Annotated in this window: 14 protein-coding genes; 4 read left to right on the top strand and 10 right to left on the bottom strand. The window is 38.0% G+C overall.

Annotation, left to right across the window (positions count from 1 at the left end; genetic code table 11):
* Nucleotides 1–39 precede the first annotated feature (39 nt).
* From porL to AC0L7T_RS04325, 8 genes are all read right to left on the bottom strand, one after another.
* Nucleotides 40–849, bottom strand: coding sequence for a type IX secretion system motor protein PorL/GldL (gene porL, locus AC0L7T_RS04360; protein ID WP_473341256.1), 810 nt, complete (start codon nt 847–849; stop codon nt 40–42).
* A 62-nt stretch (nt 850–911) separates the two neighbouring features.
* Nucleotides 912–2,006, bottom strand: a complete 1,095-nt coding sequence (gene porK, locus AC0L7T_RS04355; RefSeq protein ID WP_473343349.1) for a T9SS ring complex lipoprotein PorK/GldK — start codon at nt 2,004–2,006, stop codon at nt 912–914.
* 114 nt (nt 2,007–2,120) lie between these two features.
* Entirely contained in the window at nt 2,121–3,095 is a 975-nt protein-coding gene (locus tag AC0L7T_RS04350) for a PorP/SprF family type IX secretion system membrane protein (protein WP_473341255.1), read from the bottom strand.
* Nucleotides 3,096–3,172: 77 nt separating this feature from the next.
* A complete protein-coding gene (locus AC0L7T_RS04345) occupies nt 3,173–3,946 on the bottom strand; it encodes a uroporphyrinogen-III synthase (protein ID WP_473343348.1) in 774 nt (257 codons plus the stop codon).
* A 15-nt stretch (nt 3,947–3,961) separates the two neighbouring features.
* On the bottom strand, nt 3,962–5,074 hold the full coding sequence (locus AC0L7T_RS04340; RefSeq protein ID WP_473341254.1) for a DUF4271 domain-containing protein: 1,113 nt from the start codon (nt 5,072–5,074) through the stop codon (nt 3,962–3,964).
* Entirely contained in the window at nt 5,074–6,810 is a 1,737-nt protein-coding gene (locus tag AC0L7T_RS04335) for a BamA/TamA family outer membrane protein (protein WP_473341253.1), read from the bottom strand. The genes AC0L7T_RS04340 and AC0L7T_RS04335 overlap by 1 nt, the downstream gene beginning before the upstream one ends.
* Nucleotides 6,804–7,718, bottom strand: a complete 915-nt coding sequence (locus tag AC0L7T_RS04330) for an SMP-30/gluconolactonase/LRE family protein (RefSeq protein WP_473341252.1) — start codon at nt 7,716–7,718, stop codon at nt 6,804–6,806. The genes AC0L7T_RS04335 and AC0L7T_RS04330 overlap by 7 nt, the downstream gene beginning before the upstream one ends.
* Before the next feature lie 167 nt (nt 7,719–7,885).
* Nucleotides 7,886–8,041 carry a hypothetical protein gene (locus tag AC0L7T_RS04325; RefSeq protein WP_473343413.1) on the bottom strand — a complete coding sequence of 52 codons (156 nt, stop codon included), beginning with the start codon at nt 8,039–8,041 and terminating at the stop codon, nt 7,886–7,888.
* Here AC0L7T_RS04325 and hemW point away from each other — a divergent pair.
* Together hemW and AC0L7T_RS04315 are read left to right on the top strand one after the other, a co-directional pair.
* The gene (gene hemW / locus AC0L7T_RS04320) at nt 8,021–9,145 is read left to right on the top strand and encodes a radical SAM family heme chaperone HemW (protein ID WP_473341251.1); all 1,125 of its coding nucleotides are present in this window, start codon (nt 8,021–8,023) and stop codon (nt 9,143–9,145) included. The genes AC0L7T_RS04325 and hemW overlap by 21 nt on opposite strands.
* Before the next feature lie 23 nt (nt 9,146–9,168).
* Nucleotides 9,169–9,483, top strand: a complete 315-nt coding sequence (locus tag AC0L7T_RS04315; protein ID WP_473341250.1) for a DciA family protein — start codon at nt 9,169–9,171, stop codon at nt 9,481–9,483.
* 143 nt (nt 9,484–9,626) lie between these two features.
* Here AC0L7T_RS04315 and AC0L7T_RS04310 read toward each other — a convergent pair whose 3' ends face one another.
* Entirely contained in the window at nt 9,627–11,075 is a 1,449-nt protein-coding gene (locus AC0L7T_RS04310) for an aldehyde dehydrogenase (NADP(+)) (RefSeq protein ID WP_473341249.1), read from the bottom strand.
* Between the two features lie 439 nt (nt 11,076–11,514).
* Entirely contained in the window at nt 11,515–12,768 is a 1,254-nt protein-coding gene (locus AC0L7T_RS04305) for a dipeptidase (protein WP_473341247.1), read from the bottom strand.
* Between the two features lie 164 nt (nt 12,769–12,932).
* Here AC0L7T_RS04305 and AC0L7T_RS04300 point away from each other — a divergent pair, with 164 nt between their 5' ends.
* Both AC0L7T_RS04300 and AC0L7T_RS04295 read left to right on the top strand, forming a co-directional pair.
* Nucleotides 12,933–13,829: an NHL repeat-containing protein gene (locus AC0L7T_RS04300; RefSeq protein WP_473341246.1), complete on the top strand. Its 897-nt coding sequence runs from the start codon at nt 12,933–12,935 to the stop codon at nt 13,827–13,829.
* Nucleotides 13,830–14,017: 188 nt separating this feature from the next.
* Complete coding sequence (locus tag AC0L7T_RS04295; protein WP_473341245.1) at nt 14,018–15,022, top strand: acyl-ACP desaturase; 1,005 nt, start codon at nt 14,018–14,020, stop codon at nt 15,020–15,022.
* Nucleotides 15,023–15,657: the final 635 nt, after the last annotated feature.

The raw sequence follows: 15,657 nt of genomic DNA, 5'->3' as shown, positions 1-15,657 counted from the left end.
TAATTATAGGAATAAAAAATTGATTGGAATCATGAGCTATTAACCCTTCATGGCTGATAGCATACCACCGTACACATTATTAAGTGAGTGGACATTTTTGTTAAGTTTTGCCAACTCAGTTTTAAACGTTTCGGTTTCCTTACCAGCTTCCTGTATGCCATCCATTGCCACTGAAATATTGGAATAGAATTTATTAATGGTTTTCGCATGCATGTTGGAATCCTTCAATTCCTCTTCATACACGTTGTTTAAGGCAGAAAGACTTCTGGTTACACTTACCAATTGGTCTCTATATGCTTTTGCCCCTTCAGATGCTGAGGACATCTCAGCAAGAGCGCTTGCCGTTTTGGTGTAAGATTCATTGATCTCAAGCATGGATTTAGATGCTTTTTTCACATTCTGCGCATAATCGTTGGTAGCTACGGTAGCGTCAGTGATATTGCCCAATTTTTCTGTTGTACTTGCAAGATTTTGCATGCCTTTTCCCAGACTCTCAATTAATTCTGGTCCAATTTTAGCTTTGCCCAACATTTCATCCAGCTTTTGAGAAGTTTGGTCAGTGTTTTGAGCCACGGCTCTTCTTGGGGTAGCCCCTGTACTTTGACCTTCAAGTTTTAGTTCAGGGTAAACCTTAGCCCAATCCAGTTCTTCACTTTTTGGTTCAAAGGCAGAAAGAAAAAATATGACTGCTTCAGTGGACAAGCCAACACCAATCATTATGGATGAAAAACGCCAATCCAAAATTTTGAACATTGCACCAAGAATTACAATAGCGGCTCCTATGCCGTAAATTTTAGGCATTATAGAGCCGTAGAACTTATAAGCGAAAGTGTTGTTTTTTGTAGACATATTATTTAAAAATAAAAATTAATAACGGTTTGCTAGTATGGTATTTACTTGATTAAGGCAAATTATCGCCGACTTCTTTTGTTTGAGTTTGAACTCATAGATCCGGATCTTCCAATATAGGTCATGGTTGTTCTAAAGCCAATATGTGCTGTCTGAACAAATTGATACTCAAAATTCCTTGAACTTGTTTCTAAAAAATACCCAACGTCTTTCCATGATCCGCCTCTAACAACTTTACGGCTTTCGGTAGAATCAATATAGGTTGGATTCATATCCCAGATCATGGCATTGGCTGCTGGATTGTACGCATCCTCTACCCACTCCGACACATTCCCAGCCATATTGTAAAGCCCATATCCATTCGGTGCAAAGGCATCTACTGGCGCAGTATACGCAAAGCCATCATCTATATAATTACCTCTTCCAGGTTTAAAGTTAGCCATCAGACAGCCTCTTCGATTTTTAATATAGGGTCCTCCCCATGGATATTTGGCAATGTCTTTACCTCCTTTGGCTGCATATTCCCATTCCGCTTCTAGAGGTAGGCGAAATTTTGGCATATCAAAATCAGATTCATCATTGGCATTCATGTGATAAGATTTCCACTCACAGAATTTCCTCGCTTGTTCCCAGCTAACGCCTACTACAGGGTAGTCGTCAAATGCAGGGTGGTCAAAATAATACTCCATCAATGGATCCCCATAATGGTGCGTAAAACTTTGTGACCAAACAGTGGTGTCCGGCAATAATTCTTCTAAAGTAAATTCAGGTGGATCTGCCTGAGTAGTAGGTGTGCCTAGGGCCAAATCCCCCATTTCGACAGCCTCAAGGAACTGCCTGTATTTATTATTGGACACCTCATATTTATCCATAAAAAATTCAGAAATAGTTACTTGCTTATTAGTTGAAGCCCTGCTTACACCAATGTCTTCATCAGCCTGACCCATCCAGAATGTTCCTGCTTTTACAGGTGCCATTTCAAAAGGCAGTGACTGCTGCCACCCAGCTCTATCAGTTACCCCCGTTACCTCTCCTCTTCTATTGAGCTTTTCACTAGCTGTGCCTTTATTACCAAAAAGCCCACAACCTTGAAGTAGTGTCATTATTAATAACCCCGAAATTAGGGTCAAAAAGCTATGATTCATTTTTCTTAACATAAATGACAATAAAGTAACTACATTCATTTTCAACCATTTAAACAATCAACTAATTCGAAATTTAACAGATTTTATTAGAAAATCGCAAGGTTTCCTACAATAAAATTCTTTATTCTAGAACCTGAATCTCGGAGTTCTTTGAATAATTCTGTCAATTTGCTTCGATACCTGAGGTATATTATAAGTAAGCATGAACTCATGAGAAGATGGTCTTTTCGCTTGAACACCACCAACCACCAAGTCAAATGCATACCCTAATCTAAGGGAGTTATCTTTTAATAAGCTATATCCCAGCAAAACTGATGCCGATTCTTCTACCCTATAAGCCATTCCGAGGCTAATACTTTTATTATATGTGCCTATAACGCTAAAGTCATAAGAAAAAGTATTTAAAGACACTGATTTAACCAACATACTAGGTTCAACACTAAACTGGGCGAAAGTGTTTATTTTATAACCCACTAGTAAATAATTATGATTCTCAAGTTGATTGGCTAAACTACCACTTCCGAAATCAAAAGCGGGCTCATTAAGACTTCGGCTACTCAATCCTAAGTAAAAATTACCTCTATCATACAATAATCCCACAGAAGCTTTTGGCCTTAATTGGTTTTCATCGCCACTGGAAGGTATACTCGGATCAGGATTAACTGGTGAAAATTCTCCGAATTTTATCGTACTGGAAAAAAAACCACCTGAAGCACCTACCCTTAAGTTACCCCTCCCTAATCGAAGGTGATAAGCAAGTGATAGATCTACTTCCTGGTTATTAAAAGGCCCAATCTGATCATTAACTGCTACTAGTCCAAAGCCAAGAGGAACGCCTTTCATCCTTCCAGAAAAGGAAAGAAGCTGTGTTGTAGGTGCACCACCTGCCCCTGAACTGGTACTATAATTTAACCATTGGCTTCTATGAAGCGCTGCAATTGAATAACCTTCCTCTTTACCTGCAAAAGCGGCATTATAAAAAAGGCCGTTGTACATATATTGTGTAAATTGTGCATCCTGTTGGGCAATGACTTTCGGAAATTCCAGAAAATAAGCCATGCCAAACAACACAAAGGTCAACAGGTAAATTCTTTTCTTCATGCGTACAAGATATTTTGCAATTTGAAATCTATTCTACACATTTAAACTGAATTTACCAGTAAAAAGATTAAAAGAAATCAGATTTTATTTGCTTTTTTTATATACAACTCCAATGCACCAGTCATACTAGGGGCATTGGGCAGTGGTGCTTCAATGTCCATGATAAGGTCCATTTCTCTTACTGCCTGGGCCGTAGTAGGGCCAAATGCAGCTATTCTGGTTTTCCCTTGCTCGAAATCCGGGAAATTTTGAAACAAAGATTTTATTCCAGAAGGACTGTAAAAAGCCAAAATATCATATTTTATATCCTTTAGGTCTGATAAATCTGCAGCTACCGTGTGGTAGATGATGGCCTCCGTAAAATCAATATTGTTTTTACTTAAGAATTGAGGAATATCGTCTTTCCTTATGTCAGAACAAGGAAATATATATTTTTCAGATTTATGTTTCTTAAAGAAATCAAATAAATCAGCAGCCGTTCGAGTACCTACGAATAATTTCCTTTTACGGATGACAATGTATTTTTGGAGGTAATGGGCTGTCTGCTCAGAAATACAAAAGTATTTCATGTCGGCAGGCATCTCAATCTTTAACTCTTGACAAATTCCAAAAAAATGATCAATCGCATTCCTACTTGTGAATATGACTGCTGTATGTTTAAGGATTTCTATCTTTTGCTTCCTAAAATCTTTCACTGATACTGGCTCAACCTGTATAAAAGGCCTAAAGTCAATTTTGATCTTATATTTTTCAGTCAAGTGAAAATAGGGGGACCGCTCATCAGTAGGTTTGGGTTGTGACACCAAAATGCTCCTAACTCGATTTAGTCTGTTTTTTGTTGCTTGCGTCATCATTATTTTTTTTCCTTATCCTAGGAGTAATTTACAAATAACCAAAAAGGGGATCAATTCTGAGGTGCAAAGGTAAGAAAATAAATGATAATTATTAAATCCATTCTTTTTATACAACCATATTGCTAAACCTATTAAACCCAAAGAATATATTATAAAAAAAGTATAATACAAATAGGAGAAATGCTCGTAAAGAGAAACCCAATTGTTTGCATAAACAACTATTAGCATGCAAATGATGATGAAAAGCGCAAATCCCCTAACTTTTAATAAATAAAAGAAATGGGGAAAAGCTATCTTTTTTAGGTTGAATAAAAAAGCCCCCGTACCCAGCCAAATAAATTTCAAAAAAGTAACAATTGTAAGCATTAATGAAAAAATTAGCCAGCCGTAAACCAGTTTTTCAACTTCCCCATCCAAGCCCATACCGTAAAAATCAATGCCCAATCCGTGAATAACCAATATCACAAGTAAACCAGTACACATATTGATAAGCACAAGGTAAAATAATAATTCAGCAGAATAAATCTTCGAAAAACTACCAGATTCCCAAATGTCTTCAATAGAAAATACACTCTTAGGGTTCCAAAAAATACTGAAAATCGCTGGAAAAAAGGCCCTAAAAATGGCAATTAAAAACAACACGGCAATAAGCGCGATAAAGAAAAAATTCTTTATCTCATCTTTATTCCGTTTCACCAAAATATTTTCTGAGCCCTCCTTTTCGTTTAAGGTTTTGAAATATCCTTTTTTTAGTGAAAAGTCTTCAAGTGATATCCCTCGCTTAAAAGCTGTAATCTCTAATTTTCCTTCATTATTTTTAAATGGAACGATGGTGTTATTGCTAATTACCAAGATGGTGTCCCGTGGGTAATATTCCCATAAGGCATCGTTTAAAAACAATCCTGTACCCTCAGGTATGCGAATCCGCCAGGAAGCATCCGGAAATTGATTCACATCCACCAATACAGTAACGGACTCTTTATGCTTGAGCCAACTGTCTGAAAAATTCTCATTTACCGCGGAATCATAATTTACCAATACCTGAGCCAGCGATTTTGTGGGAAAGCTGAACAACATCAATAAAAACAATCCCTTTAACAACATTATTTGACCAATCCACCTCATTAAAAACGACCTGTAAAACCAAAATGAATTCTAGAATAATTAAAACCTAAAGGCTGACTACCGGCCTGGCCCAATGCGTACACGAATTTAAATATCCCACCGCTAGTTTCCAAGTTTAATCCGCCTCCAAAGGAAAAAGGCCATTCTCCAGGTGAACTATCCACCTTATTCTCTACCCTGCCAACATCCGTAAATAATAAAAAATAAGAATAGGTACCAAAATAAAATCTTGGCTCTGCATTTAAATAAAAATACCGGCTGGTATAAAAATAATTTTCATTAAATCCCCTTATAGATTGTAATCCCCCAAGCCTGAACAAATCATTCAACAATAGGTTGGAATTGTCCATGTCCCCAGCGCTTAAAGCAAGTTTTAAACCTAAATTTTGTTGCCACCTGTGATAATAAGCCATTTTAGCTTGTATATAATACTGTAGGGAGGTTTTTTTAAGTCCTTCATACAGTTCTAGGGGAAGCCCTGTGTTTTCAAGTAATTGCTTATTCCCCAATCCAAATATTGTCATGGATTGCCATCCTCGTTTGGGTAAAATTATATCATCCACACGATTGATCGTAAAAGTGGCCCCATAACTATTGTACCTGAAATCGGCTATTTCCGGCAAGGAGGTAACCTGTTCGTAATTGCTTATCGCCAATAAATCTCCTGCCTGCCTTTTTCCAAAGAAGCTTAAATATGCTGATGGGCTTAATTGATACCCGATATTAAGTTCAAAAGCCCTGTTAAGAAAAGTAGTGTCTTCTTTGAGCAAAGTGAAGGAAGCGCTAACATCCAGATCAGTTCCAAGCACAAAGGGTTCTTTCGCTTCGATATTCAGATTCTGAGAGTATTGACTTAGGCGTTGCCAGTTAAGTACATAATTTCTTCCCCTTCCTGCCACATTGTACAACTGCAGATCAAACTGACCAGTCACCAACCACTTGTTTGCCTCTATTTCATTCGGTAACAAACCTATGATTCCATCCAGGCTGTTAATCTTTCTGTCATTTACAGGAAGGTATACCGTAGCTTCTTGATTTTGGAAAGACAATTCGGGAGTACTGACCACACTGATATAAGGTATGTTTTTAATGGTTCTAATGGCATCCATTACCTTCTTTTGGGAGAAAGGTTCGCCTGGTCTGATACCTAGCTTCCTGGCCAAATACATGGCCTTTGTTTTGGAATTCCCGGAAACTCTGACGGTATCGAAGGTAATCCATGGCCCCTTGTCTATATAGATACTGGCTGAAATCCCATCGTTTATTTGCTGAATACTATCAAGTTTGACAGCGATAAAGGGATAACCGTTGTTTTGCCCGATGTCAAGAATTTTATCTATCAATCTTTTTAATTCTTTGTAGCGAAAGGGCTTATTACCTGCTTTTAGGAGCGGATTATTTAACCTATTTATGATCCAAGGTTCCATATTACCTTTTCTTAGGTCTAGCCACTTGGTCTGCTCGCCTACTTTTATCTCCAGTGAAAATTGTCGATCACTTAAAAAGGTAAATTTAAGTTCAGGATAAAAGTAACCTTCAAGCTGTAAAGAATCCTCAAGCACATGCGAATAATTAATTAATCCAAGACTGTCTGAAAATGACTCTGTCACTTCTTTCAGATTCTTACCCTGGCTAAACAGCTTAATTTTTAGTGAATAAGCAGTATCTTGTGCCGATCCTGTAGCTGCCGTAAATAATAAAACAGCAAAAAAAATATAGGCTACACCTTTTACCAAACACCCCTCACCTTCATTTGAAGTGTATATACAGCTTCTGAAGCAGTGATAAACAATGTTTTTCTATCTCCTGCACCAAAACATACATTTGCGGTCCATTTTTGATCAACCGGAATATGGCCAATCTTATCTCCTTTATTGTTAAATATAGTCACTCCATCACCTGTGAGGTACAAGTTGCCCCTATTGTCTATGGTCATTCCATCAGAACCCATTTCTACAAAAACCTGCCTGTTGGTCAGGTAGCCATCTTCCTCAATGTCATAGACATAGGTTTTTTTGGCCCCCATATCAGCAACATAAAGCTTTGTCCCATCCGGAGAACCTACAATCCCATTGGGTTTTACAAGGTTTTCATCTACTCTGAAGAACTGAAATCCATCACTCCCCTGGTAATACAAGTGATTCCCATCTTGCTGCATGGCGGGATCTCTTTCCCAATATTTTCTTTCATACAAAGGATCTGTTAAATAAATTCCACCTCTGGGATTAACCCACAAATCGTTGGGGCCATTCAATTTTTTACCCTTAAAATTTTCAATTAACACTTTAGACTTACCTTCTTTATCAAAGGACCAAAGCTGATTGTCCATATCGGCACAAGCGAGTAGGTCACCCTCTCGGGTAAAATACAAACCATTGGCCCTTCCAGACGCATCTGTAAATTCAATAATCTCACCAGTTCCAAATTTCCACTGGTAAATTTTATTATTCGGTTGATCGGTAAAAAAAATGTTCCCTTCCCTGTCCACAGCCGGGCCTTCGGTAAAACCATACCCATCCCCTACTTTTACTAATTCAACATTTTTAGCCACCAAACTTTTTTTAACATCCATCTGGGCAAATGCAGGAGCGAACAAAATAAGAAACGACAAACAAAGCAACGGAAATACTCGATTCATATTCATCAATAGTATTGATTAGGGTTCTTTTTTTCTGAGAGTTACAAAATTAAGGCAATTATCACCAAAAACTAAAACCTAAACCCAATTATCTTTAACTTTGCAAAAAGAGTAACCCGAAAATTCCCACAATAAACAGATTGAGCGAATACTCGGATTATCCAATAGGATTCTTAATAGATGGCCCTGACAATTCCCGAAATTGTTTCAATTTCAAGGAAATCAGGAAGATTAAATACTTGAAATTTACTCGGAAAATTAATCTGGTGTAGCAATTGGGACATCCACTCATCCTCTAAAATCATTATATGTCGGGTATTTACATTCATGTTCCATACTGTCTACAAGCCTGCCGCTACTGTGACTTTCACTTTAGCACCAACAGGTTGAATCTTAATGAAATGGTAGACATGATTTGTCTGGAATTAGTAAATAGAAAAGATTATTTAGCCAGGGAAATGCCTATTGAAACAATATATTTTGGTGGGGGTACGCCTTCTATTTTACCCATCGAACAGCTTCAGAAAATTTGGGAAACCATCCATGACAATTTTGATTGCAAGCTTCAGGAGGCAACACTTGAGGCCAACCCTGATGACCTCGACGATGAAAAATTAACAGCGCTTTTAAACCTGGGAATAGATAGGTTAAGCATCGGGATTCAGAGTTTTCATGATTCAGTTTTGCAGTTTTATAACCGATCCCATAATGCAGAAGAATCACTTAATGTAATAAATAAGGCTAGAAATGCCGGTTTTAAAACACTTTCTATGGACCTAATTTATGGGTTTCCTCATGAAGACCATGGTTTATGGAAAAAAGATTTGGAAGCTGCGCTGGAACAAAACCCTGACCATATCAGTAGCTACTGCCTTACCGTGGAACCGAAAACGGTACTGGGGGCTTGGGAAAAAAAAGGTAAATTCAAGGAATCTTCTGAGGAATTTCAGGCAGCGCAATTTGAGATTTTGCAGCAATACCTGAAAAAGGCTGATTACATTCAATATGAAATATCCAATTTCGCAAAAAAAGATGCCTTCTCCATACATAATAGCAATTATTGGAGAGGCATTCCCTACCTCGGTGTTGGCCCAGGTGCGCATTCTTTCGATGGGCTTCATCGTGGGCATAACCTTAGTAACAATGGCAAATACATAAACCTTCTACGTTTAGGAGAACAGGCTTTTCAGGAGGATTACCTTTCGGAAGAAGACAGAATCAATGAATATATCCTCACTTCCTTGCGAACAATCTGGGGCGTAGATACCAAGTGGTTAAAGAAAAAATACAGCTATGACTTATTGCTTCAACAAGCCAGTAAACTAAATACCTTTAAAGAGCAAGAAGCAATAAAAATTGAGAATGGTTTCATTACCCTGAGTGACAAAGGGAAACTTCTGGCAGATTACATCGCTTCAAAATTATTTATCTAAGCTATTACCCGTATCTTTATTATATGAAAAAGTATTCATTTGAGCCATCCAGAAATAGGCATACCTCTCCACTTAAGGAAGTTTTCGAGGAACTTTTGGAAACCTATCGACTCAAGGATAAATTCTCAGAAAAAACCGTGATTCAGGAATGGGGACAATTGATGGGTAAAACGGTGGCTTCCCGCACCCAAAGTCTCTCGGTGAGGCAAAAAATCCTTTATGTGAAGATCACTTCTGGTCCTTTGAAAAAAGAAATCATGATGAATAAATCAAAGGTTGTGGCACTCATTGCTGAAAAATACGGAAAGGGTGTCATCAACGACATTGTAATTTTATAAACAAAGGATTCTAAAACCTTACAGCTCACCTTTCCCCCAAGGCCAGTGTCCTTTCATTAGACATAAAAAAGACGAAAAAAGCTGATTTAAAGGGCATTTATCCCCTTATAAATCAGCTTTACAAAATTTAAGCTTGTACTTTTTTATCTGATAAATACTCCATCAACCTTTCTAAGAATTCGGAGTGGGTTTTTTTCCACAAGTTCCTCTGGCAATAACTCTTCCGGCATGTCCTGAAAGGCTACCGGCCTAACAAAACGATTGATTGCTGAACTCCCAACTGAAGTACTTCTACTGTCTGTCGTAGAAGGGAAAGGCCCTCCATGTTGCATGGCATGTCCAACTTCCACACCCGTGGGCACACCACTAAATAGCAAACGACCACATTTTTCTTCTACCAAATTTAGAAAATCTTTATTGGTTGATAATTCATCCGATTTTCCCCATACGGAACAGGTCAGTTGGCCCTTTAATTTAACTGCCACCTTTTCAAGTTCTTCAATAGATTCGTATACAACCATAATGGCAAAAGGCCCAAAAACTTCTTCTTGAAATGCTTCCTCATTCAACCAATCACTTGCTTTTACTTTTGCCAGAGATGGATTCCCAGTAAGGATTTGAGTGGCTTCCGTGGTCAAAAGCCACTCAAGTTTATCTGATGCCGCAAGCTTTTTCAATGCTTGATGGTAAGTATTGCAAATCCCTTCATGAAGCATTGGTGCTCCAGCCACTTCCTTTAGCTGACTAACAACTTGGCTTGAAAAAGCTTTTTCATGTGTTTTTGGAACGAATATCAAGCCGGGATTGGTGCAAAATTGCCCTACTCCTAAAACCAAAGATCCAGCATAAGCATTTGCAGCAGCAACTAAGTTCTCGTTCAAATAGGCTTCCATTGCAAATACTGGATTCACACTACCCATCTCAGCATATACTGGAATAGGAGTTTCCCTTTTATTACAAGCATCAAACAATGCTTTACCTCCCTTAAAGGATCCTGTAAAAGCTACTGCTTTGGCCAAAGGATGGGCAGCCAATTCTTGTCCTGTATCTATCCCCCCTTCTATATGATGGAATGTCCCCTCAGGCATACCACTTACCGTCACTGCAGCTTTTATAGCATTGGCAACCATCCTTGATGTCTCGGGATGTGCAGGATGGGCTTTGTACAATACAGGACATCCTGAAGCCAAGGCCGAAACAGTATCACCACCAGCTGTAGAGAATGCCAGTGGGAAATTACTGGCACCAAATACCACGACTGGTCCAATTGGTCTTAACATTCTACGAATATCCGGTTTGGGGGCAGGTTTTCTTTCTGGATCAGAATGGTCGATTATGGCTTCCACCCAACTTCCTTCTTCTACCAAATTAGCAAAAAGCATTATTTGCCCAAGTGTTCTCCCTAATTCTCCTGTAATACGTCCTATAGGAAGATGTGATTCTCTCGCCGCAACAGGAATTAAATCTTCCCGCAAAAGCTCGATTTGACTGGCTATTTCTTTTAAGAATGCGACTCTTTTCTTGCTCCCTTGCTGCTTTAAAATTAAAAAGGCTTTTTGTGCTTCTTGAAAACTTTTTGCTATCTGACTCATATTAGATATTTTATCTTTTACTCATTTAAAACCGAAATATGCAATAAACAATTCTTTGAAAATGACTTTCTGAAAAGGGTTCGGAATTCCTACTGCATAAGCAACCAGTAACCTGATCTTACTTATTTTTTAATAAGTGAAGTTAATAGTTATTCATGGTACATACAACTTATTCAAGTTGAACCGATCACACCCTTTTAAGGCTAAACGATTACAAAAATAAATTTTACGCTAGATGTCCTATTGGGAAATAATTAGGGGTTTATAAAATTGGATTTTGGACATTTTCTCAACTATTGAGCTCAACAGCCCATCCTATATTTCCTGTTAATTTTGAAAGAAGAACACACATAAATTGTTCCAACACCCTTAAATCAAATAAAACATTTATTGTCGGCGCACTTATTTAAACCCAAATGGGATGAAACCAGCTTTCCCCTTAGTTTGCTTCTGAAAATGCTATCACTTTATTCCAAACGCGAAATATGTTTTGATAACAAATTTTCTCAATATCTTCTTTACTGTAGCCCCTTTTGAGCAATTCTGCAATAAGATTAGGGTACATCGACACATCCTTAAGACCTATTGGTAAGGTATCGCCTACACCGTCAAAATCCGAACCCAAACCAATATGGTCTATCCCTGCCAGATTACGCACATGATCTATGTGTTCCGCCACATTCTCCACAGATGGGAAAGGATTGTTTTCTTGAACATACTTATCAATATATGCCTTGGCTTCAGGATCACTTTTTTTCAAACTATTTTTAGCTAGCCAGTTCACGATATGCTCATTAACGCTATTGTTATTCTTATCAAAAGCCCCATCTATAAAACTACCCCCAAAATTAATCATGATGACACCACCATTTTCAGCCAATTTTTTAATCATTTCGTCGTCCATATTTCTCTCAAAACCTGGTGTAAAATGACGTACTGAGGAATGGGAAGCGATTACTGGTGCCTTACTTGTCTCCATGACATCATAAAAGGTCGCATCAGAGACATGCGAAATGTCTACCATTATCCCCAAACGATTCATTTCTTTAACTACCAAAACGCCAAACTCACTTAAACCTTCATGGATATAGGTAGTATCATAGGAGGAATCGCCGATCAGATTGTCTTTGCCATGGGTAAGGGTGATGTACCTGATCCCTTGATTAAAGAAATATTCCAAATTCTTAATATCCCCTTCTATTGGTGCTCCATTTTCCATACCCAAGGGAAGGGAAATTTTCCCCAATTCAAAATTTTGCTGAATATCTTGTGGACTGTATGCCATAGCAAATTTTTCCGGCCACTTCATCGCAATACTTTTGGTCATCAGTATGAGTGAATCTGCCAGAAACTTCGCTCCTCCAGTTTCCTGGTACCTGGCAGGGATGTATATGGACATGAAAGGAGCATCTAAACCTCCTTCCTTCGATCGTGGATAGTCAAAATCCCCTCCATCTGTTCGATCCGCTACATTTAAAATCTTTCCTTGCAGGGTAGATTCTCCTACCCTCATGCGATAAGGCAAGTCAACATGCCCATCAACAATGATGGTGTTATGGGCAATTTGTCTAGCTATTTCAAATCTTTCCCCTTCGGGCAGGTTTTGATAATCCTCGCTGTTGGTAGTCGAGGGTGAACAGGAAAGATACATTGCCATGATTAAGCAGTATAGAAAAGCAGTTAAATTTTTCATTTGTCACAATTTTAGAAGTTATTGCCATCCTTTTCGGATCAAGCTTCACTAAAGATAGGGATCTACTGCATTATAACTACCCACAAAAACATTCATTTTTTAATGATCATTAAGTTTTCACCAAAAAATTATCGAAATTTGATGTTCAACCAAAAACCACAACAATGAAACCATTTAACAAAATTTCATACTATAGTTTTATATTAAGCGTATTTGTCTTTTGGAGTTGCGGGTCAAACAATTCTAAAACTGCGACAGAGGAAATTTCCCAAGAGGAAGAAGTTGAACAGAAAATTACCGCGTCCCTGGAAATGGTTTGGGAAACGCCAGCGGAGCTTACCACTAATGAATCTGCCCATTATGAGGAAAGTGACGGTATGATTTATGTTGCCAATATAGAAGGGGGCCCTTCAGAAAAAGATGGCGTTGGATCCATATCTAAATTAAATCCCAAAGGGGAGATAGTTGAAAGAAATTGGGTAAGTGGATTAAATGCGCCAAAAGGAATGACCGTAATGGGTGATTACCTATACGTTACGGATGTAGACAGGCTATTGGAGATAGAATTAGCCACTGGCAAAATCAACAAATCTTACGAAGTAGAGGATGCTGTATTTTTGAATGATGCAGACACTGATGGTGAAAAAGTCTACTTTACCGATATGAAAGCCAACAAAATTCTATACTTGGAAAATGACGAAATTAAAACCTTTGCAGAAAACCAGCCCAATATCAATGGTTTACGTATAGGAAATGGCAACACCTTGTATGGACTTGATGCAGATGGCTTCAAAAAATACAATAGTGACGGAAGTTTTGAAATCATTAACGATACAGTTACCGGAGGTGATGGACTAATTGTCCTTAACGAGGATACTTTTATCGCCAGTAAATGGGGAGGAGAAATATATCTTATTCAAAATGGTGAAGCAGTAAAACTTCTGGACACAACCGCCGAGGAGTCAAATACTGCTGACATTGGCTATATTCCTGAGGACAAACTGGTAATTGTACCAACCTTCTTTAAGGATAAAGTTGTGGCCTATAAGCTCTCCTATTAAGCGTAGAGCAATTGTTTTTGTGAAATTGAATGAATTTTCCGGTGCATTCGTTATATTATAAAATAATATGTCAGATTTAAACCTATAGAATGGTTCTGATTTGCCGGTATTGTTAGTTAAATTGAAGCAAGGTGTTAATATTTTGGATAATACCAACTAATTGGCATCATAATGCGAAAGCCTAATTTATGAAGAAGTCAGAAAATATTAATTACGAACTTGAAAAGAACGCAGAAGTTATCAGCCAGCTGAATGACTTTGTGACAGAAACTGTGGGGACGACCCTTATGGATCCAGATGATTGTTGGCAACCAACTGATTTTCTTCCTGATATGACACAACCTGACGCACTAGATCAGGTGAAAGAACTAAGGGAAAGAGCAGGTGTAATCCCTGACACTATCATCACTTCGCTGATCGGTAACATGATCACAGAAGAAGCATTGCCTAGTTATCAAACTTATTTTAATATGCTTGAAGGGGTAAATGAAGATGGATCTCTTTTGAGTGATCAAGGTTGGGTACAATGGACCAAGGCATGGACAGCAGAGGAAAATCGTCATGGTGACTTGCTAAACAAGTATTTGTACTTGTCAGGTAGAGCAGATATGAGGAAAGTGGAACAAACCATTCACCGATTGATTTACAATGGATTTGATCCTCGGTCTGAGAAAGATCCTTACCAGGCAATCGTTTATACCTCCTTTCAGGAAAGAGCAACCAAAATCTCCCATGTGAATACAGGAAAACTAGCTGACAAGGCTGGGGACCATGTATTGGGCAAGATTTGTAAGCAGATAGCTGGTGATGAAGCCCGTCATGAAAAAGCTTATAAAAGCTTTATGACAGAAATTATCAAAATTGACCCAAGTGGAGCTGTTCTTGCATTTGAGAAAATGATGCGTAAGCAAATTGTTATGCCTGCGGTATTAATGGCCAAAGGAGGGAACAATCCAAGCTTATTTGATCAGTTTTCTGCAATCACCCAAAAAGTGGGGATCTATACCGGCTGGGATTATGCCCGAATAATAGACCACTTGGTGAAACTATGGGAAATAGAGACTTTAACAGGTTTAAATGAGGCGGCTACTAAGGCACAAGTATATCTTTCCGGATTGTCTTCCAGGTACATGAGATTGGCCGACCGGATGAAAACCCCAGATGAAATTAGTTTGGCATGGATTAAAAGATAAAAGGGCTATAAAAAATAGTTAAAAATGCCCTTTTTAAGTAATTAGTAAAACAAAAGTTTAAAAAGTTGCTTAATCACCCATGACAAATATACTAAATGCGCATTCTTCAAAAAATACCCCTATTGGGGTATTTTTTTTGCATTTTTGATTTATAAACACAATAATTCAAGACAAAAACAGTTGCTTACCAATGCATTAGACATATAAAACAACCTATAAAACCCTAATCCCCCTATTTTTATGACGCCAATAGAAATAAAACCCCAGGGCTATTTCCCTTTTACTCTTTCAATGAATTAAATTATGTTGTTTTAAAATCCTGTATTAAATGATTAAAACCCTGAATTGGAGGTTTTTCCACCAGATACAGCTACCCTACATTTCTTTACCCGAAGTATTTAAACTCCCTCGAAAACTAAAAAATCAACTGGTACGGATGAATATTAACTTGAACTCGGTTATAGAAAATTAGGAGTTGTTGCTGGTTATGCCTTCCAAAGCAAATGGGTAATTACCTGCTAAAGAAAACCATCTTACAATTAACCCAAATCTCATTTTTAGCCACTCACCTTTTAAAAGGGGGATTTAGCTGATCGGCTTTTTCTGCACCTATTTCAAGGAGTGAACTGTATGGC

The sequence above is a fragment of the Cyclobacterium sp. 10D3-21 genome (assembly GCF_055809755.1).
This window is presented reverse-complemented; position numbering and strand designations above follow the sequence as displayed.